This is a genomic window from Sphingobium xenophagum, assembly GCF_031457465.1.
Classification (GTDB): domain Bacteria; phylum Pseudomonadota; class Alphaproteobacteria; order Sphingomonadales; family Sphingomonadaceae; genus Sphingobium; species Sphingobium xenophagum_A.
The window spans coordinates 49367-70195 of the sequence record NZ_JAVDWV010000019.1 but is presented as its reverse complement, the minus strand read 5'-3'; the positions used below and the strand labels follow the sequence as shown (position 1 = coordinate 70195).

Genomic DNA, 20829 nt, shown 5'->3' with positions numbered 1-20829 from the left:
AAGGCCGATTTAGCCCATGTCATCGCCGCCAAGCTTGACCCGGTAGGAAGAGCGGACCGACAGGACCTGAGCATAAAACCGGCGGTTGGACGTCTAAGAAGGGCGGTGTGATGGGCAAGGCTTGGGACTTTCGCGACAGTCAGGTTCGGAGCACTGATAATGGGATAGCCGACATTCCGGCGCAGAAATGCTGATGTCAGTTACCGCCAAAATAGCGCCCGGTACAAGGTCAAAACCAGCCTCCTAAAAGCGAACATACGTTCACGTCGCGGCGATGATCGAGATCTGGCTGACATCGGAATGGAAACCTCCAGATCGCTGAATGCGATGAGCGGATAACCCAGACTACTTGCGCAAAGAACTGGAGCATTATCCTATCGCTTCAGCAAATCGTCCATGGACAAGAAGCAACCGAATGACAATCCAAGCGCCTTTGCGTGTTGCTCACGGATGAAAGCTCCCGAATGGAGTGATCGTTGCCTCACGTAAATGTTCCCTACAGGACATAGCCAGTCATGGCGATACTTGCGTGACGGGTGGCCGTGCAGCCGAGCCGTAGGCGAGGCGGAGCGGCCACCCGTCACGCAGCGCTTATCATGGCCATCGTGCCTGCTGTGCCTTCGCTGGTTACCGCAGGCATATGACTGAACACGAGGGCACGTGCCTTTTCAGTGCGCCAGCCTTTCAGCCGACGTTGGACCGTCCGAAGGAGACCATTGGGGTAATTTCCCGGTTGCTCGGCCTGGAGCCTTTCCAACAACTCCCGTCCGGTGCGCCAGGGTTCTTCCTCGAACCAGGTTCCAACTGGTCGGCAACCTGGACCAGCGGATCTGGTCGGCGACGCCCCCGTTTCTGTGGCGGTTTCGCTGTCGCCGTAGGCCGCGCCTCGCCGTTTTTCCATAACGTTCTCAGGCTCAACAGGAACGCATCCAGCGGCGGGGGCGACGCTGTCCCCGCCGGTGTCGCCGAGGCCACGGCATCAGCGAGGATCACCAGTTTTTGCTGCGCCGTGCCGATGTCGCGCAGCAGCCGAACCGGATCCAGCCCGACAGCGATGTGCCGAAGCTGCTGACGTGTCTGCTCGCTGGTCCGGGGCTGATCCATCAGGCGCTGGAACGGCGTCGCCGGGGCATGATAGCGTTTATACACTCTGGCTCCGTCCCGCTGCTTCTCGGCCAGTTTGAACGAAGGTTGGAAGAAGTTCACAAAAAGACGAGATGCGGCGTACAACTCCGCCAGCGACCTGGCCGCTTCCAGTCCCTCGAACCGACGATATCCCACCAGGCGACGCACAACGGAGCCATTTTTTTGCTCAACCCAGGCCTGATCGTTCTTCCGATAGGGCCGGCAACGGGTAAAGGTGACCCCAGTCGCGGCACAGTAGTCGCGTACGGTCTCATTGATGAACACACTGTCATTGTCAGAATCGAACCCCAGCAACGGGAACGGCATCAACTTGCGTAGTTCGGAAAGTACGGCAACCAACAGCGTTTGTTCGCGAACCAGTAGCGGTGCGCACTCGGTCCAACCTGTCGCGATATCGGTCAGCGTAAGCGTCCAGGCCCAACTCCCCTTCGCAATCGGCCCGCTGTGTGACACAACGTCTGCTTCCATATGTCCCGGAGCCGGATCCCCCCAGTCGCTGAACGTTCGGATCGGAACGCTGCGCCTCAATTCTGATCCTGCCACACCCCGCCGCCGCAGCCTCGGACTGCTTTCCCTCACGGTCTTCAACGCCCGGTCGATCGTTGCTGCGCTCACCTGCAACAACTTGGCCTTGATCTCCGGATCCAGGTCAAGATGGCCATGGCCTTCCATGGCCTCGATCAGGATTGGTATGAGTGGCCGCAACCGCTTATCGCAGAGGCGATCGCTCGCCGCCCACAATAGGATCAGCGCGGTTCGCACCGCCTCGGTATAAATCCTGCGCTCGGGACGCGCCGTCTGTCGCGACGGTGCCTTCTCTCGCAAAATCCGCATCGCATGCTTGCGGTGCAATCCCGTGACCGCGACGAACTCGTCGAGAACCTTACCCTTGCTCGTGCGATCGGCCGCCCGATACCGCTCGCCAACCGCTTCAACCAATTCTCTCCGCGTTGCCATGCTCACCTTCCTCATCGTTTCCTCCCTGCCACCGCCGGGAGCATTTTAGATGAGGCAACTGGACAACACTCGGGAGCAACTCAGGCTAGGCAATACGCTCTGTTGCGTCAATAAGACGGGTGGACCGGGACCACGATCGCTACGGCAAGGACAGCTTTCTTGGATTATGGCTATGCCTCTCGCGAAGCGCACACATCTAGACTCGGACGATCAGTGTTCCGGCATTTCGTCCCTTGAAGATATCGACGAAGGCGTCTGGTATACAATGGAACCCGTCCCGCATATCATAACGATTGCGTAGGCACCCTTCTGCCTCCCACTGGCGCATGGCGGCTATCGCGGACGCATATTCGTCAGCATAGTCGCCAACGACAAAGCCCTGCATCCTGATCCGTCCATAGACCAGCTTCATCATATCCCTGGGGCCAGCAGCCGGGCTGTTCGAATCATAAGCGGACAATTGTCCGCACAGCACGACGCGGCCATGTGGCGCCATCCTGTCGATACCGGCCTGCATCACGTCCCCGCCTACATTATCGAAAAAGATGTTTACGCCGGCAGGCGTGGCGTCCTCCAAAGCCGTTGAAAAGTCCGTTGAGCGATAGTCGATCGCGATGTCTGCGCCGACTTCCTCTTCTAGCCAGCGACATTTGTCCGGACCTCCAGCCGTTGCAATGACCCGGCAGCCAGCGATGCGAGCCATCTGGCACACCATCGCACCGACCGACCCGGCTGCACCGGACACAAGGACGGTCATGCCGGGCTTTGGCTCTCCCACCGAAAAAAGACCGAAATAGGCGGTCAGGCTGTTCGGCGAATACAGTGTCATGGCGTCGACCGGCTCCATCCACGCCTCGATAGGCGTGACCGGGACGACTGCCGCATCGGGGCGTAGGACAGCATAATCTTGCCAGGGCGCCACGGCCGTAGCCCATTGTCCGGCTTCAAACCGCGCATGACGCGACGCCAGCACTTCGACTGCTGCCATGCCCCGGATCGGTTCGCCGATGCCGATCGCACCACGATAGCTGCGTTCGGGCGGATTCAACCAGTTGCGGATCGTGGGGGCGCAGGAAATGATCCGCGTACGGACAAGAATCTCTCCCTCGTCCAGCCTCGGTGCTTCAAATGCCTCCTCGTGATAGGTAAAATCGTTTGTCTGCACCGCACCTTCGGGTCTGCGCGCCAATAGCCAGGAGCGATTGAGGCTCATGACCGGTCGCCGAACCGTTTGCCCCCCTCCGCCAGTCGCACCAGCAGCTGAGCCGGGCGAAAGGTTTCGCCATGCAGCGCCTCAAGCCGACGCATATCGGCGACGATCTTGTCCAGCCCGATCTGATCTGCCCAGAAAAGGGGCCCGCCGCGGCAGACTGGCCAGTTGTAACCCAGGACCGCCGCTATATCGATGTCGGATGCCCGCAGCGCGATGCCTTCTTCCAGGATCTTCGCGCCCTCGTTCACGACCGGATAAAGCAGTCGCGCCAGAATAGCTGCATCCCCCGCTGTGGGATCATGCGCAACGCTATTTGCCGCCGCAATTTCCTTGATGAGGGTCGCGGTCAGGTCCGACGCATGGGGCCGCCGCTTCTGGTCATAATCATAATATCCCGCGCCACGCTTCTGGCCCAACCGACCGGCGGCGACCAGATCGCCCATGACAGTGCGTTCGGTCGCGTTCCTACCAATGACGTCCAGCCCTACCAGATCCATCATCTGGAAATGCCCCATGGCGAAGCCGTAATCGACGAGCACGTGGTCGATCTCGTCAATGGGCGTGCCTTCCAGCATCATCGCTTCGGCCTGCGTACCCCGTGGTGCCAGCAGCCGGTTGGCGATGAAGCCGTCGCAAACACCGCTCAGCACCGCAACCTTGCCGATCCGTTTGGCCAGCCGCATCGCGGTGGCGACCACAGGCTTTGCCGTTGCGGTGCCTCTTACCACCTCCAGCAGGCGCATGATGTTGGCAGGCGAAAAGAAGTGGAGCCCCACGACCCATTCGGGCCGGCTGGTCGCTGCCGCTATGCGATTGAGGTCGAGAAATGAGGTATTAGAGGCCAGGATCGCGCCCTGCTTTGCAATCCGGTCGAGCCGGGCGAAAATGTTCGTCTTGACGTCCATGCTTTCATAGACGGCTTCGATGACGAGATCGGCGTCCGCAAGCGCGGCAAGGTCCAGGCTGGGGGAGACCAGGCCCATGCGCTGCTCCACCTGTGCCGCCGTCATCCGACCCTTGGCGGCCGTGGCCTCATAATTCCGGCAGATCGTTGCGATCCCGCGATCCAGCGCCTCCTGGCTGGTCTCTACCAGCGTGACGGGAATACCCGCATTCAGGAAATTCATGGTGATGCCGCCGCCCATGGTTCCCGCACCGATGACGCCGACCGCCGCAATATCTATCGTCGGCGTCTCCGGCCCAATGTCCGGCACCCGCGCCGCTTCCCGCTCGGCAAAGAAGACATGGCGCTGGGCGGCTGACTCGGGACTGGCAAGCAGCCGCTCGAACAAGGCGGCTTCCTTTGCAAGGCCATCGTCGAAATCGAGCGTCACCGCTGCTTGTACGGCCTCAATGATCGCGGCTGGTGCGGGAAACCCCTTGAACCGGCGTGCATTCGCCATCGCAAAGGTCGTGAAGATGTCCGGGCGGTTCCGGTCACTCTCGATGGCGTCGGTTCGATCCCTGATGCGCGGCTTCGCCCCCCCCTCCGCCGCGACTTGTCGCGCAAAAGCCAGCGCCTCGGCTTGAAGCGACTGATCATCAGCAACCGCGTCCACCAAGCCAAGCGACAGCGCTTCCTTCGCCTTGATCTGCCGGCCCGATGTGATGATGTCCAGCGCTGCCTCCGCGCCGACGAGCCTTGGCACGCGCTGGGTTCCGCCCGCGCCAGGAAGCAGGCCGAGATTGACTTCCGGCAGGCCCATGCGCGCGCTTGCCGCCACGAGGCGGTAATGGCAGGCAAGCGCCAGTTCAAAGCCCCCGCCGAGCGCGGTGCCATGGATAGCAGCGACGACAGGCTTGGGCGCGGCGTCCAGCATAGCGCACAGGTCCGGCAAGGACGGCGGCTGCCAGGGTTGGCCCAATTCGGTGATGTCCGCGCCGGCGATGAAGGTACGCCCCGCGCATATCAGTACGATCGCATGCACCTGATCGTCGCGGAATGCCTGAGCAAGTTCAGACTGCAACCCTTGCCGCAACGGTGTCGACAATGCGTTGACCGGCGGGTTGTCGAGCATGATGAGGGCAACGCCCTCCGTGATGCTGCTGCTGGCTGTCTGGTTCATGTCATTCATCCTGTGTGGCGGGCAGCGCAGCGCGCCTGCGGGCGATCTCTTCCACGGCAATCGCGGCCATTGCCTTCTTGTCCAGTTTGCCGGTGGCGGTCACCGCCATTTCCGCGACCAGTACCAGATGCTCGGGCCATTTCTTGCGGGAAAGGCCCTGCTGCGAGAGATGGTCCAGCAGCGCAGCCAGGTCCATGCCTGTCCCTTGCGTCCTGAGACGACAGACCGCGCAGGCCTGTTCGCCCAGCTTGCGTTCGGGAACGGCGACTACCGCGACTTCGGCGACGGAGGGATGGCGCAAGAGCGCGGCCTCCACTTCGGCCGGGTCGATGTTGAAGCCGCCCCGGATGATCTGGTCTTTGATCCGGCCGACCACCCGCACAAATCCCTCTTCGTCGCGAATGATCTCGTCACCTGTCAGATAGAAGCCGTCCGGCGTCATGCGCTCCTGGCCGGCTCCCAGGCCCTGCGCATAGCCCAGGAAGAGCGAGGGCCCGCGCACGCCTGCCTGCCCCCTACTTCCCCGTGGCAGCGCCTTCATGTCGGAGTCGAAGGCTTCTTCCTGCGTGCCGGGAAAGGGGATGCCGTCGAAAAGCTGGCGGCGCTCCAGCGGATGCGTTGGGCTGGTCGATGCATGGCCCATGCATTCCGACATGCCGAACATGCGCAGCGCCTTGAGACCCAGCAGTCGGTCCGCATCCTCGATCAGTTCCGGCGTCATCGCGCTGCCGCCCACAGCCATCGCGCGAAGGGGGAGGAGACCATTCCATTCGCCGAGCCGAGCCGCCTCCACCATCGTGAAAAGATGGGTCGGCACTGCGATCGCCCAGCCACAGCCGTAGCGCTCGGCCCGCCGCAGCGCTACGGCGGGCACCCAGGGGTCCACCAGTACCAGCGGATGCCCCAATGACAGCGCGAAATGCGCCGTGAAGGTGAAACCGGGAGCGCTGTCGAGGGGGACAATGCCCAATATGGCGTCGCGATGATCAAGGCCGGCTATGGCCGCGCAGGCGCGGGTCGCATAGTTGAGTGCTTCGGGGCCATGCATTACGCCCTTGGGAACGCCGGTACTGCCGGAGGTGAAGCCGATGAGCGCGGTATCAGCGTCGCGCGGATCGCTCGACCGATCATCGGACCCGGCGGTAATTTCGGACAAGGCCCCATCGGCACCGCGCACCTTGACCGCATGACCGAGTAAGGATTCGAGCACGGCGAGATCGCCCGCTCCGAGTTTTGGCGATATCGGACAGAAGGTCGCGCACAGCGATGATACGGCAAGCGCCGTCGCGATCGTCGCCGGGCTCTTGTGCGCGGTGACGAGGACGCGGTCGCCCGGCTCCACCCCCGCCGATCTGAGCAACGCTGCTATGTCGACCGCCTGCGCGTGCAATTCGCCCCGGCTCCATAAATGGTCGTTGCAATCGACCAGCGCCAGCGCGTCAGGTTCAGCCCCGGCGAGCCGTTCGAACTGCGGCCAGAGCCGCTCGGCGTTCCATCGAAATGCCGGGTGGCTTTGTTCTTCAGGCAAGGGATTGCCCTCCATCAACGAGGAAGGTCTGACCAGTGATGAAGCTGCCCGCATCGGACGCCAAAAGGGCAAGCGTGCCAGCAACTTCGTCCGGGCGGCCAAAGCGGCGCATCAATATGCCCGCCCGCGTTTTTTCCTGGATGGCGGGATCGAGCGTTTCCGTCATGCCGGTCTCGATCGAGCCGGGAGCAATCGCGTTCACGCGGATATTGTGCCCCGCCCATTGGGCAGCGAGATCGCTGGTCAGGTGAACGATCGCCGCCTTGCTTGTAGTATAGGGGACGACCTGCCCCGCGTCGGGCCGATAGGACAGGAAGGCACCGACCGAGGCGATATTGACGATCGCCCCGCCGCCCGCCGGGATCATGTGGCGCGCGGCATGACGACAGGCCAGGAACGTGCCGGTTACGTTGACGTCCATTACCTTCTGCCAGCCCTTGAGCGGGATGTCCTGAGGCAGACCCCACCATGACGCGCCGGCATTGTTGATGAGGATATCGAGGCCGCCCAGCCGATCGACAGTGGTCGCGATCGCTGCCTCCACCGACACCTCGTCCGCGATGTTGCAGGAAAGGCCGATAGCCGGAACCGTAAATCGCTCCGCTATGTCGGCCGCCAGTTCGGCGCAGTCGGCCTCCGTCCGGGACGCGAGGGCGACAGCACAGCCCAGGTCCGCCAGTGTCGCGGCCATCGCTTCGGCGAGCGCCCCGCGCCCGCCGGTGATGAGCGCGCGCTTGCCGTCAAGCCGGAACTGAGCAGCGGTGAAACCAGGGTTCCAATCAGCCATGATCATCTCCGGTAAGCAAATCCACCTCATCGGTAATCAGGATGATGCGTCGGCCACCCATGCCCTTTGTCTGGGCGGTCGCCGCCTTCCATTCCGGCGAAGTGAAGGCGGCGTCGAGCGCCGTCTGGTCAGCGAAGGTCAGGACGGCGTGGCCGTCCCAGCCGGGTGCTTCCGGATTGTCATAATCCTTTGTCACCGCCCCGTGCCGATAGGCGACGAGGCCCGGTAGGATCCTGGCGGCGTCGGCGTGCGGCCCACGCCACCAGGTGGTGAACTGCTCATGCGTCCAGTCCTGCGGCCGGCCGGCCAGGACGACCATGCTGACCGCCATGGCTTACTTGCCCGTCCAGACTGGCTCGCGCTTTTCTAGGAACGCGGCAACACCTTCCTTCGCGTCGGCGGAATGATGGACGACGTTGCAGGTCATCGTTTCCAGCGTGATGAGCGTATTGGTGTCCGCGTCCATACCGCGATTGACCGCCATCTTGGTCATCCACATGCAGAAGGGGCTCTTATCGATCAACGGCGCGCAGAAATCCTGGATCAGCTGGTCCAGTTGATCAGTCGGGGCAGATGCGTTGCACAGGCCCCATTCGACGCATTCCTTGCCCGATAACAGCTTGCCCGTCAGCATCAGTTCCTTCGACTTGCGCATGCCGATATAGCGCGGCAGGCGGTAGATCGGGCCGGCACCGCCGAACAGCGCGCGGCGGATGTGGAAATCGCCGATCTTGGCGTCGTCCGCCGCGATGCCGAAGTCGCAGGAGATGAAGAGTTCAAAGCCGCCGGCGACCGCATAGCCTTCGACGCAGGCGATGGTCGGCTTCTTCATGTTGTAGATCTTGTCGTAGGTGCGTGCCGAATCGATCGCGAGCTGAAGCGAGGTGCTGGTTTCATGCAGCACCGGCCCGACAAGCTGACCCAGATCCGCACCGGCGCAGAAGGTGTTGCCGCGACCGCGGAACACCACGGCCAGCACCGAGCTGTCTTCGGCGGCCTTGTCGACTGCAACTTCAAGGTCCCGCAGCAGTTGCGGGCTGACGCAGTTCTTCACATGCGGGCGGTTGAGCCAGATCGTGCAGATGCCGTTATCGGCCACTTCATACTGGATAACGTCTTTTTCGAGTTCCATGTGTCTCTCTCCTTGGCAAAGATGTAAAAGAATCGTTAGTTTAGCGGGCCATACCGCCTTCTTCGGGCGGCGCGAGCATCCCGCCCACCGCCATCCAGGCGGCAATGCCTGCCGAAGGCACGGCGCAAAGCACCGCCTCGGCAATTTCCTGGTCGCTCGCACCAGCATTGCGCGCGCCACGGACATGGGTCGCCGCCATCGGGCTGTATCCCGCTGCCAGGATGGCGAGTAACAGTAACTCACCATATTTGGCCGACAATGGGTTGGCGTCGATGCTGCCCCGCCGCATAAGATAGTAGGCGTCCGCCCCTTCAGGGACCAGGCGCATCAGCACGCCCAAGGGCGACGGAATCTCGCCTGCCCAATAGGCCCTGAAATTGGCTTCCGCTTCACCCTCCAGCGCCGTCGGCAAGGGCTGCGGAACCGGCACATCCATATCGTTGTAACAATCTGCAACGACCTGCGCGAAATCGAGAGCAGCTGCTTCACCGCGAAGGCTGGTCAGCACGATCAGACCCGCCGTCGCCTCCTTAAGCGTCAGGCCGAGCGCGACGCCGCGCTCCAGCTCTCGCCGCGCCAAGGCGAGATGACGCCGGTCGATGGCGGCGACCGCCGCGAACAACGCCTTGAGCCGGGCCGGCACCGCACCATCCGACTCGACCACGGCGCGGAATTTTTCATAGCCAGCCAGCGTGTATGGCGCATGTCCACGCAGCAGGGCGACGTCCATCAGGGGGCTTTTCGTCATCGCATGCTCTCCTGCCACTCAAATGATCGACCGACTGGTCGGGCGTCAACAAAAAATTTCTGGGCTGACCAGTTTGACAGCCGACCAGTCGGTCGACTATTTAGCACTCGACCGATCGGTCGGGTGAGTCATACAGAATGAATAGGTCGGCTCGAATCCGGCGGCAAATCTGGAGCGGATGCGTGGATTTCGAACAATCGGCCAAATCCAGGGAATGGATGGAGCGCGTACGCGCTTTCATGGAGGAGCATATCGTTCCTGCAATCCCTGTCTATCACCAGCAATCCGCCGCGATCGATCGCTGGAGCGAAATTCCGCCCGTTTTCGACGAACTCAAGGACAAGGCGCAACAGGCGGGGTTGTGGAACATCTTCATGCCGCCGTCCGACCATGACGATGAATTTTTCACCAGCGTCGGCCTTACCAACGTGGAATATGCGCCGATCGCCGAATTGATGGGCCGGATTTCTTTTGCCAGCGAAGTTTTCAACTGCATGGCCCCCGACACCGGCAATTTCGAAGTGTTGCATCGCTATGGCACGGCCGAGCAGAAGCAGCGCTTCATGGTGCCGCTGCGCGACGGCAAGACGCGCTCTGCCTTTCTGATGACCGAACCGGCCGTGGCGTCGTCCGACGCCCGTAACATCCAGACGGAGATCCGCCGCGACGGCAGCGACTATGTCATCAATGGCCGCAAATGGTGGTCGTCCGGCGCTGGCCACCCGCGCTGCGATTTCTTCATCGTCATGGGCAAGACCGACCCGGACGCAGCGCCCTACCGGCAGCAGTCGATGATCCTCGTGCCGCGCCATACGCCCGGCGTTACGCTCGTCCGGCACCTGCCTGTATTCGGCTATGATCATGCACCGCACGGCCATTTCGAGGTGGCGTTGGACAATGTCCGTGTCCCGGCGGACAATATGCTGGTGGGCGAAGGCTGCGGCTTCGAAATTGCCCAGGGGCGACTTGGCCCCGGCCGTATCCACCATACAATGCGCAACATCGCAACAATGGAAGTCGCGCTGGAGAAGATGTGCCGCCGTCTGCTTTCGCGGCGCACCTTCGGCAAGGCGATCGCCGAACATTCTGTCTGGGAAGAACGGATCGCCCGCGCACGGTGCGAGATCGAAATGGCGAGGCTCCTGTGCCTGAAGGCCGCGCATATGATGGACACGGTCGGCAACAAGGCAGCGCGCGCGGAAATCGCGATGATCAAGATCGCCGCGCCGAAAATGGCGCAGCAAATCGTCGATGATGCGATTCAGGCGCATGGCGGCGGTGGCGTCAGCGACGATTTCGGCCTTGCCGAACTTTGGGCCAACACCCGGATCGTGCGTCTGACCGATGGCCCGGACGAAGTCCATGAGCGCCAGCTCGCTCGGATGGAACTCGCCAAATATGCGCAAGGCGCAGCGTCGTGAGTGCCGCACAGCCAGCCGCGACGATCGGTTCTACGGTCGAGGTCGCCACCAACAGTGCGTTTGACGAAGCCCGTCTTGCCGCTTATCTGGCGGGCCGGATCGCGGAATTTTCCGGACCGATGCGCGTTCAGCGATTCGAGGGCGGACAGTCCAACCCAACCTTCCTTCTGTCGACGCAAGACCACCGCTATGTTCTGCGCCGCAAGCCGGCCGGCATATTGCTCAAGTCCGCCCACGCGGTGGATCGCGAATATCGGATAACTAAAGCGCTGCATGAAGCCGGCCTGCCCGTGGCGGAGCCACTGATGTTGTGCGAGGATGAGGATGTCATCGGCAGCATCTTCTATGTCATGCGCTATGTGCCGGGTCGCAGCTTCTGGGATCCGCGTATGCCCGGGCTCGAACCCACGGAACGCGCCGCGATTTACGATTCCGCCAACGAAACGCTCGCCCGGCTGCACATGGTCGATTTTGCGGCGCTCGGCCTCTCAGACTATGGCAGGCCGGGCAATTATTTCGAGCGGCAGATTTCACGCTGGTCGCGCCAATATGACGCCTCGCGCACCATAGACATACCGGAAATGGAGCGCCTGATCGACTGGCTGCCGGGTGCGATCCCACCCACAGAAGAGCGCACCACGATCATTCATGGCGATTATTCCTTCCACAATCTGCTCGTTCACCCGACGCAGCCTCGTGTGTCGGCGGTGATCGACTGGGAATTGTCGACGCTTGGTGACCCGCTCGGCGACCTCACCTATCATATGATGGAATGGTTCAGGCCCGAAGGTGTGGACGTGCGTGGAACCCTGCGCGGTGCCGATCTGGCCGGGCTGGGCATACCCACGGCCGAAGACTATGCCCGGCGCTATTGTGAACGGACCGGCCTTGCCTGCGATCCGACGCATCCCTTTTACCGCGCGTTCAACCTGTTCCGGGTCGCCGCCATCCTGCAAGGCATTGCGGGGCGTGCGCGTGACGGCGTGCAGACCGGGGCCAATGCCAGTGACATCGTCACGCGGATCGAGCCGCTCGCCAAAGCTGCATGGCAAGCAGCGCAGGAGGCGGGCGCAGGTTGAACCGAAAATACCGGGCAAAAGACAAAATATTTCAAATTCGAGGGAGAGAGATGATGATGAAAAGGTTAAATATTGGCCGAGTAGCGCTTCTTTCGGGATGTGCTCTTGCCGCGATCGTTGTGCCGGCTCATGCTCAATCCGGCTCGACAGCAGCGGATTCCGCCGCACCTTCTGTGCCGGACATCATCGTGACCGGAACGCGTGTCGTGCGCGACGGCTATAATCAGCCGACACCCGTCACCGTTGCACCCACCGCCGAGTTGCAGAAGGCGACGCCGACCAACCTTGCCGACGCGATCAACAAGCTGCCGCAATTCGCGAACTCCGTCAGTCCCCAGTCCAACAGCCAGTTGCAGGGAAACAGCGGCGAGCACGGCAATCTGCTCAACCTGCGCGGCGTCGGTCCCACGCGCGCGCTCATCCTTCTCGACGGTATCCGCGTGCCGCCCACGACCTTCCGTGGTGCGGTGGACGTCAACACCATCCCACAACTGCTGATCCAGCGGGTGGACGTCGTGACCGGCGGCGCCTCGGCCGTTTACGGTTCTGACGCGGTCAGCGGCGCTGTGAACTTTGTTCTCGACAAGAAGTTTACCGGCGTGAAGGGCGTGGCGCAGCGCGGCGTTTCTACGCGCGGCGACCTGGGCAATTATCGCATCGGCATCGCCGGGGGCTTCAACTTCGCCGGTGATCGCGGTCATGTGCTTGCCTCGATCGAGCGCTTTCACAGCGATGGCATCAAGCGCAGCGCGCGTGTCTATGGCGACGACGCTTATGCGGCCGTCGGGTCGGTCCCCGGCTCGACCGCTGCGCCGGGCCGACAGGCAAACCCGTTCACCTTCCTGCCGAACCTGCGCTTCACGACGAACGACTATAATAACGGCATCATCCTGACGAGCACGGTGCCCGCGCTCGCCAACAATATCTTCCTGCCCGGCGGCGCGGTACGCCCCATCCAGCGTGGCACGCCGACCGGCACCCCCGGCACAAATATCGGCGGAGACGGTCTCTATATTCCTGGCTTCAACCAACTGATTGCGCCGCTCACCACAACCCAGGGCTTTGGTCGACTGGCGTATGAGCTTACCGACGGACTGACAGCGCATGTCCAGGGCAGCTATTCGCGCAGCGACACCAGCTACGACACGCAGGCGCAATCGGTTCTCGGCTTCCGCTTCTTCAGCGGCAACGCCTTCCTCAACCCTGCGGTTCAGGCGCAAATGGGGCCGAATGACAGCTTCACCGTCTTCCGGTTCATCGGCGAGCAGGGTCCGATCCCGACACGCGAAAAGACAGACGCCTATCTGATCAATGGCGGGCTGGAATGGAACCTTGGCGGATGGAACATCACCGCCGACTACACCCATGGCAAATCCATCACCAATTTCGCGCAGACTCAGGTCGAGGTTCCCAAGCTCGCGGCGGCGCTGGACGCGGTTAGCGGCCCTGGCGGTTCGATCGTCTGCCGGGTGACGCTGACCAACCCCGGCCTCTATCCGGGGTGCAGGCCGCTCAATGTCTTTGGTGCAGGAACGCCTTCCGCCGCTGATCTGCAAACCGTCCTGGGCGTATCTCGCTACCGCGCACTGAACAGCACCGACGATTTTGTCCTATCTGCGCGCGGGGATATTTTCGAGCTTCCGGCCGGCCCGGTCACGGTCGCGATCGGCGGGCAGTATCGCAGGCAGAAGCTCGACCTGACGTCCAATTCCGATCCGGCTGTGCCCGTCGACTTCACCGGTCTGCGCGGCGTTCCGGCCAATCGGACGACCCGTTTCAACAACACCAATGTCGGTTCGGCCTTTGGCAAGCTGAACGTGAAGGAGGCGTTTGTAGAAGCACAGGTGCCGATATTCCAAGGGCAGGCTTTTGCGGAGGAACTGAGCCTGAACGGTGCGTTCCGCCTGACAGACTACAGCACCAGCGGGAGCGTCAAGACCTGGAAGATTGGCGCGGTCTACAAGCCAATCGACGACATCATGTTCCGTGTGACACGCTCGCGCGACATTCGCGCGCCTTCCCTGTTCGAACTGTTCGCCGGCACCCAGACCCAGCCGGTGAACTTCAACGATCCCCATACCGGGACGCCGGGGTCGATCCGTCAATTCAGTGGCGGCAACCCCAATCTCGATCCTGAAACCGGTGACACCTTCGCCGCAGGCGTGGTCCTTAGCCCCAGCTTCCTGCCTGGATTTGACCTTTCGGTCGATTATTACGATCTCAAGATCAAGGGCGCTATCGCAACGCAGGGGCTGAACGACGTCGTCAATGAGTGCGAAACGTCCAACGGCACTTCGCCGACATGCGCGCTCATCGAACGACCATTGCCGTTCAGCGATCGGTCGTCCGCGAACTACCCGATTTCGGTCAGCCTCATCACGCAGAATATCAGCTTCCTGCGCACCAGCGGCCTCGACATCACCGCGTCGTACCGGTCCAAGCTGGGCGATGGCGAACTCACGTTGCGCGCCTTCGCCAACTATCTGGATCGCTACAAGTCACAGACCAATTCCATCGCGCCGGTGATCGATTATGCTGGTCATGGCGTCAACAGTCAGACCGGCTACGCCTATCCCAAGTTCAGGGGTACGCTGAGCGCCAATTACACCCATGGTGGCCTGACGCTCTTCGTGCAGGAGCAGATGATCGGCAAGGTGACCATCGGTAACCTCAAGAATGATCCGACCTCTTTCTATGCGGTTCCGGCCATCAAGCCGGTCTTCTATACAGACGCAACGGCAGCCTATAAATTCGACGTGCGCGGAGAACCCGAGCTGTTCGTGACGGCGACCAACCTGTTCGACCGCAAGCCGCCGCTGGTGGCTGCCGCCGCCGCGCCGGGACTTCTCTACCCAACCCTGTTCACGCTTTATAACGTGGCCGGGCGGACGCTTACGGCTGGTGTTCGTTTCAAATTCTGACGGGTTGCCCGACGCGCTCCAACAAAGGAAGTTCGGGACGGGGGGAGGCTCGCCAGAAGGCGGACCGCCCTCCCACATAAGAGACTTTCGAGAGGTAATCGCATGAACAGCGCTCCCATCGGCCTAGCCACGCCGCAGACGACCTCCACGGCCAAGCTGCGGCGCACGATGCTGGTCATGCTGGGCCTGGTTTCGATGTTCAACTATATCGACCGGACGGTCCTGTCGGTCCTTCAGGAGCCGATCAAGCAGGAACTGGGGTTGAGCGACGGGCAGTTGGGCCTGCTCACGGGCCTTGCCTTCGCGTTATTCTATGCCACGCTGTCCCTGCCGATCGCTCGCTTGGCCGACCGCTTCAACCGCCGCAACATCATTGCCGCGTCACTGGCCACCTGGAGCGGGATGACGGCTCTTTCCGGCCTCGCGACCGGCTTTGGATCATTGGTCGCCTTCCGCATCGGCGTGGCGCTTGGGGAGGCGGGTTCCGTTCCCGCGTCCCACTCTATCATCGCCGACTATTACCCGCCCGAAAAGCGTGTTACGGCGCTCGCGCTTTGGGGTCTGGCGCTTCCGGCCGGGATCATGCTTGGCTACGCATCGGGCGGCTGGATTGCTGCGGCGCTGGGATGGCGTCTCGCCTTCGGGGTGATCGGCATTGCCGGACTGGCGCTTGCCCCGCTCGTCCTGTTCCTTGTCAAGGAACCCGTTCGCACCGGATCGGCAGGTCCGAACCAGGCGGAGCCGCCGCCGCCCTTTGGCGAGGCCATCCGCTTCCTGTGGCGGTTGCGGACGTATCGCTACATGTTGATCGGCACGACCCTTCACGCCTTTGCCCAATATGCGATGATGAGCTGGTCCGCGCCCTTCTATATGCGTGTCCACCACATGCCGCTTGCCGACGTCGCTTCCTGGCTGGCGATCATGAACGGCTTAGGGGGCGGCATCGGCATCTATCTGGGCGGTCGGCTTTCGGACGCAGCGGGATCGCGCAATCCTGCGGGCCGCGTCTGGGTGAGCGCCGTGGCGATGGTGCTGATGGTGCCGGCGGCAATGGTCCAGTTCCTGATCCCTTCTCTGGCGGCATCGCTGGCCTTCGGCTTCATCGCGACCATGCTGATGTTCTTCTATTATGGCCCGATCATCGGCGTGCCCCAGTCGATCGTTCCGCCCCGCATCCGGGCATTGACCTCAGCGGTCACCCTGCTGATCTTCAACCTGTTCGGGCTGGGCCTTGGACCGGCGGTGACGGGTTTCCTCAGCGATTATCTGGCAGCGGGCGGGTTGCCCGACACGTCGCTGCGTTACGCTTTGGCAACGGTCGTTCTGTTCTCGCTCGCTGGTGCCGGCAGCATCGCATGGGCGAGCCGCTACTACAGGGCCGAACTGAAGAACCATTGAGGATCGCATGATACCAATGCTTGCCCGCGCTTTGCCGCTTGCCCTGTTGCTGGGTATCATGGTCCCGCAGCCGCTTCGGGCAGGTCCGCTTCAAGGCGTGACCACGACGCAGCAGATATTCGACGGCGCAACTCACGATCCCTATATGCTCGCGGTTCGCGCTACCGTCTGGGGCTATCCTATGGTGCGGGCGGCGCAGCTGCGGCTGAAGGCAACCCAGCCGGACAATCCCTTTGCACCCCGCCCGACGACGGTCGCCACCGCCCCGATCAACCGGATCGGGCATGCGCGCGACCTTGCCGGGCCTGACACGCGGATCGGTGTCGCACCCAATAACGACACGCTTTACAGCCTCGCCTTCCTCGACACTCAGAACGGACCGTTCCAGCTCGAAACGCCCGACTTTCAGGATCGCTACTATGTCTTTCAGTTCGGCGAGGCGGACAGTTCGACCCAGCGGTCCTTTGGCCAGAGCAGTCATGGCGGAAAACTGCCACCCATCGTCATCGTCGGCCCGGACTACCAGGGCCAGGTTCCAGCGGGCGCGCAGATCGTTCGCAGCACGCAGCGCTTTCTCATGGTTGCCGGCCGCATCCTCGTCGATGGATCGCAAGACCTGCCGAATGTGCACCAGCTTCAGGACCAGATAAGGCTACGGCAATGGCTTGGCCTGGATCGCTTTGCCAATGCACCCATAACCTCCCAACGGATTTTGGCCGGCGAAGCGGATGACGTGCCCGATGGGTTGAAGCTCCTGGCCGATCTGGGAACGGTGCTTGGTGACTGGCATGTGTCGGACGAGGATGCCGGTCTGGTCGCGTCCCTGCGCCGTATCGGCCTCACCGCCGGACAAGGCTTCCGTTACGCGCGTCTGTCCTTGGCTGATCGCGCCGCCGTTGAGCGTGGCGTCGCCGATGGCCTCACCCTCATCCGGGAAAAGACGCGCCGCCTTGGCACGATGTCCGGCGGCTGGTCCACCAGCTATGCCGGCTCCCGCTTTGGCGATGACTTCCTCTTGCGGGCAGCCGTGGCGATGGACCAGATTTATGTGCTGGACAAGGATGAGGCGCTGTATCCGGTTGCTCATCTCGAGGCGCAGGGCCGACAACTCGACGGTCGGAACAATTACCTCCTCTGCTTTCGCAAGGATGATCTGCCCCCGGTAAACGGCTTCTGGTCGATTACGCTCTATTATGAAAAGGGCTTTCTGGCCGCCAATGCGCTCAATCGCTACTCGATCGGCGATCGTACGCCGGGTCTCACTTACGGATCGGATGGCTCGCTTGGCCTGCTTATCCAGAACGAAGATCCCGGTGCGAACAGGCGGACCAACTGGCTGCCCGCCCCGCGCGAACAATTCATGTTGATGATGCGCCTCTATCGGCCCAAGGCAGATGTGGCGGACGGAAAGTGGAATCCACCAGCCATCCAGCAGCTCAATGTGAATGTTCAGCCGACCTCAAGAGGCTGCAGCCTGCCATAGCATCAGGCCACCGTCCGGCCATTGTCGATCACAATCTCCGCCCCGTTCAACCGTATCGACTCGTCGGACACGAGAAACAGGACAAGGTCGGCGACATGCTCTGGCTGCCCCTCATGCTTTTGGGCGGCGTCGCGTAGTTCAGGCGCGGAGAAATGATAGGCGTCGCGGACCATCTGCGTATCGTGCGAGCCGGGGAGAACCACATTGGCGCGAACAGAATAGCCTTTCTGCTGGCAATGGACGATCAGGCTGCGCGTCATGGAGACTATGGCGCCCTTGGCCGCGCTATAGGCGAACACCGCCGGATTGCCGCGAATAGCGGCCACGGACGCGATGTTGACGATCGACCCCGCGCCGCTCGCCGCGAGCGCCGGCAGGCAGGTCTTGCATCCCAGGAAAGTGCCTTCCGCCGAAACGGACATCACGCTGCGGAATGCCTCCAGCGACGATTGCTCGACCGTTTCAAAGCGGGCGATACCGGCATTGTTGACCAATGCGTCAAGGCGGCCATAGGCCTGCATGATCTTTGCCAGCGCGGCCTGCCATTGGGCTTCGCAGGTCACGTTCAGCCGCAGGGCCATCGCCGACGGTAGCGTGTCGACGACCCGTTGCGCTTCCTGTTCGTCGACGTCGGCGACGATAACCCGTGCGCCCTCGCGTGCCAGCGCTTCAACGTCCGCCCTGCCCAGACCGTGTGCCGCGCCGGTCACGAGCACGACCTTGCCCTCGACCCTGCCTGGTTGCGCCATGAGCGATTCCATCACGCTGCCAGCGCGGCGCGGGCTGCGATGCCGCCGCCGTGAAGGCGTGACAGCAACAGCACGCGCCGCAGCCCCCGCCCGACCGCCAGTTCATCGGTCACGCCCATGCCGCCATGCAACTGCACCGCCTCTTCCGCGAGTTTCAAGGCGGCGTCGCAGACATAGGCCTGTGCCATCGTCACGGCCCGGCCGCGCGCTTCCTCGTCGACCATGGCGGCCTTCAAAAGCAGGGATCGGGACTGCTCCAGCCAGGTGTACATCCGGGCGCAGCGATGCTGCACGACTTGGAAGCTTGCGATCGTCTTGCCGAACTGCCGCCGCTGCCTGACATAATCGATGGTCAGGTCCAGCATCGTTGCCATCGCGCCGACCAGTTCAGCGACGATCGAAAGCCCTGCCAGAGCCTGAGCCTCTACCCACTGATTCACGGATACCGTGAGCGCAATGGCCTCCGCAGCGTCGAAATGCACACGCGCCGCCATGCTCCCGTCGACCAGACGGACAGGCATCCTGCCGACGCCGCTATCCTGCCCATCGACCAGAAAGAGCGCGCCTCCTTCCGTCTCCACCACAAAGGCGTCGGCATCCATACCGTCCCGGACAATGGTGGCTGATGCAGTAAGCCTTTCGTTCACAAGTTCTCCGCCTCGCGCGAATGCCAGAAGGGCGTCGCCCTGCAACAGCCTTTCGCTCCAGCCTTCGGTGGCCGGATGGCCGATAATAGCTCGGCCGCACATCAGGATGCATTCGGCGAGAGGGGAGATGGCTAGGGCGCGCCCCATCTCCTCCGACACGATCATCACTTCCGCAGCACCGCCCCCCAGGCCACCATCCTGTTCCGGCATCAGCAGCGCGAACAGACCAAGCTCGCCCAACGCGCGCCAGTCATCCGGAGGCATCGGCCCTTTTGCCATGGTTGTCGCGTCATATCGGTCCGCCAGAAAACGGCGGACCATGTCGCGGACCATCGCTTGCTCATCGCTGAGCGTCAGGTTCATGACTCAGAGCACCTCGATGATCGACGCGTTGGCGATACCGCCGCCTTCGCACATGGTCTGGAGACCATAGCGCTGGCCGCGCGCCCTGAGCGCGTGGATGAGCGTCGCCATCAGCTTCGTCCCGGTCGCGCCGAGCGGATGGCCCAGCGCAATTGCGCCGCCGTTGACGTTCAGCTTCGCCGGGTCCGCGTCCAGCGCCTTCATCCATGCCAGGGGGATGGAGGCAAAGGCTTCGTTCACCTCGAAAAGGTCGATATCCTTCATCGTCATGCCCGCGCGATCAAGGACGCGCCGGGTCGCGGGAATCGGTTCCTCCAGCATGATCACCGGGTCGCCCGCCGTCACTGCCAGATTGACGATGCGCGCGATGGGTGTGAGGCCATGGGCCCTGACGGCGGCTTCGGACGCAACCAGCACGCCGCTCGCCCCGTCGCAGATCTGGCTCGCAGCGGCTGCGGACAACGTGCCGCCCTCGCTCAGCAGCTTGACCGAACCGATCGATTCCAGCGATGCATCGGCCCGCACACCTTCGTCGCGGTCGTGGATGGCCTGCTCGCCATCCGCCGTAACGATTGGCACCGGCACGATCTCGCGGTCGAAGGCACCGGCCGCGATAGCAGCCGCCGCCTTCTGGTGGCTGGCAAGTGCGAAACGGTCATGATCATCACGGGTGAAGCCATATTTGTCGGCGATCATCTGCGCCCCGTCGAACTGGCTGAACATCTCAACGCCATAGCGCTTCTGGATGGCTTCGGAGAATGGGTTGGCACCGATGCCGCCGGCTTTGGCCAATGTGATGGGCGACCCCATCGGCACGCGCGTCATGCTTTCGACCCCGCCTGCGATCACAAGGTCCTGAAGGCCGGACATGACCGCCTGCGCCGCAAAATGAACGGCCTGCTGGGATGAACCGCACTGCCGGTCGATCGTCACGGCAGGCACGCTGTCGGGCAGGCTTGACGCCAGCACGATGTTGCGACCGAAGGCGAATGTCTGTTCGCCCATCTGGCTGACGCAGCCGATGATGACATCGTCGATCGCGGCTGGATCGACACCCGCATCGGCCACCAGCGCGTCCAACACCAAAGCGCCCAGATCGGAGGGATGCCAACCGGCAAGGCGGCCATTGCGGCGGCCACCGGCGGTGCGGCGTGCGGAAACGATATAGGCTTCAGGCATGATGCATCCTTC

General features: G+C 62.4%; 15 protein-coding genes and 1 pseudogene. 5 read left to right on the top strand and 11 right to left on the bottom strand.

The genetic code is table 11. From position 1 onward, the window contains the following. Positions 1 to 580: 580 nt before the first annotated feature. The 8 genes and pseudogenes from J2W40_RS17715 to J2W40_RS17680 all read right to left on the bottom strand — a co-directional run bounded on the left by J2W40_RS17715 (position 581) and on the right by J2W40_RS17680 (position 9577). Positions 581 to 2118: pseudogene (locus tag J2W40_RS17715) on the bottom strand (integrase catalytic domain-containing protein). A gap of 181 nt (positions 2119 to 2299) precedes the next feature. Beyond that, entirely contained in the window at positions 2300 to 3316 is a 1017-nt protein-coding gene (locus J2W40_RS17710; RefSeq protein ID WP_310227282.1) for an NADP-dependent oxidoreductase, read from the bottom strand. Beyond that, positions 3313 to 5382, bottom strand: coding sequence for a 3-hydroxyacyl-CoA dehydrogenase NAD-binding domain-containing protein (locus J2W40_RS17705; protein WP_310227281.1), 2070 nt, complete (start codon positions 5380 to 5382; stop codon positions 3313 to 3315). The genes J2W40_RS17710 and J2W40_RS17705 overlap by 4 nt, the downstream gene beginning before the upstream one ends. 1 nt (position 5383) lies before the next feature. After that, positions 5384 to 6925, bottom strand: coding sequence for a class I adenylate-forming enzyme family protein (locus J2W40_RS17700; protein WP_310227279.1), 1542 nt, complete (start codon positions 6923 to 6925; stop codon positions 5384 to 5386). After that, positions 6903 to 7697, bottom strand: coding sequence for an SDR family NAD(P)-dependent oxidoreductase (locus J2W40_RS17695; protein ID WP_310227277.1), 795 nt, complete (start codon positions 7695 to 7697; stop codon positions 6903 to 6905). The genes J2W40_RS17700 and J2W40_RS17695 overlap by 23 nt, the downstream gene beginning before the upstream one ends. Next, positions 7690 to 8028: an EthD family reductase gene (locus J2W40_RS17690; protein ID WP_310227274.1), complete on the bottom strand. Its 339-nt coding sequence runs from the start codon at positions 8026 to 8028 to the stop codon at positions 7690 to 7692. The genes J2W40_RS17695 and J2W40_RS17690 overlap by 8 nt, the downstream gene beginning before the upstream one ends. 3 nt (positions 8029 to 8031) lie before the next feature. Continuing rightward, a complete protein-coding gene (locus J2W40_RS17685; protein WP_310227272.1) occupies positions 8032 to 8829 on the bottom strand; it encodes an enoyl-CoA hydratase/isomerase family protein in 798 nt (265 codons plus the stop codon). A gap of 40 nt (positions 8830 to 8869) precedes the next feature. Continuing rightward, entirely contained in the window at positions 8870 to 9577 is a 708-nt protein-coding gene (locus J2W40_RS17680; protein ID WP_310227270.1) for a carboxymuconolactone decarboxylase family protein, read from the bottom strand. Between the two features lie 182 nt (positions 9578 to 9759). Here J2W40_RS17680 and J2W40_RS17675 point away from each other — a divergent pair, with 182 nt between their 5' ends. The 5 genes from J2W40_RS17675 to J2W40_RS17655 all read left to right on the top strand — a co-directional run bounded on the left by J2W40_RS17675 (position 9760) and on the right by J2W40_RS17655 (position 17879). Beyond that, positions 9760 to 10998, top strand: coding sequence for an acyl-CoA dehydrogenase family protein (locus J2W40_RS17675; protein ID WP_310227268.1), 1239 nt, complete (start codon positions 9760 to 9762; stop codon positions 10996 to 10998). Continuing rightward, complete coding sequence (locus J2W40_RS17670) at positions 10995 to 12077, top strand: phosphotransferase family protein (RefSeq protein WP_310227266.1); 1083 nt, start codon at positions 10995 to 10997, stop codon at positions 12075 to 12077. The genes J2W40_RS17675 and J2W40_RS17670 overlap by 4 nt, the downstream gene beginning before the upstream one ends. Positions 12078 to 12265: 188 nt before the next feature. Beyond that, positions 12266 to 14998, top strand: coding sequence for a TonB-dependent receptor domain-containing protein (locus J2W40_RS17665; RefSeq protein WP_310227264.1), 2733 nt, complete (start codon positions 12266 to 12268; stop codon positions 14996 to 14998). 102 nt (positions 14999 to 15100) lie between these two features. Further along, complete coding sequence (locus J2W40_RS17660; protein WP_310227262.1) at positions 15101 to 16396, top strand: spinster family MFS transporter; 1296 nt, start codon at positions 15101 to 15103, stop codon at positions 16394 to 16396. A 7-nt stretch (positions 16397 to 16403) separates the two neighbouring features. Next, positions 16404 to 17879: a DUF1254 domain-containing protein gene (locus J2W40_RS17655; protein ID WP_310227261.1), complete on the top strand. Its 1476-nt coding sequence runs from the start codon at positions 16404 to 16406 to the stop codon at positions 17877 to 17879. 2 nt (positions 17880 to 17881) lie between these two features. Here J2W40_RS17655 and J2W40_RS17650 read toward each other — a convergent pair whose 3' ends face one another. Genes J2W40_RS17650 through J2W40_RS17640 form a run of 3 tightly spaced genes read right to left on the bottom strand, consistent with a single transcriptional unit; the run spans position 17882 to position 20817 of the window. Next, positions 17882 to 18628: an SDR family oxidoreductase gene (locus tag J2W40_RS17650; protein WP_310227289.1), complete on the bottom strand. Its 747-nt coding sequence runs from the start codon at positions 18626 to 18628 to the stop codon at positions 17882 to 17884. A gap of 11 nt (positions 18629 to 18639) precedes the next feature. After that, a complete protein-coding gene (locus tag J2W40_RS17645) occupies positions 18640 to 19638 on the bottom strand; it encodes an acyl-CoA dehydrogenase family protein (RefSeq protein ID WP_310227259.1) in 999 nt (332 codons plus the stop codon). A 3-nt stretch (positions 19639 to 19641) separates the two neighbouring features. Beyond that, a complete protein-coding gene (locus tag J2W40_RS17640) occupies positions 19642 to 20817 on the bottom strand; it encodes an acetyl-CoA C-acetyltransferase (protein ID WP_310227257.1) in 1176 nt (391 codons plus the stop codon). Positions 20818 to 20829: the final 12 nt, after the last annotated feature.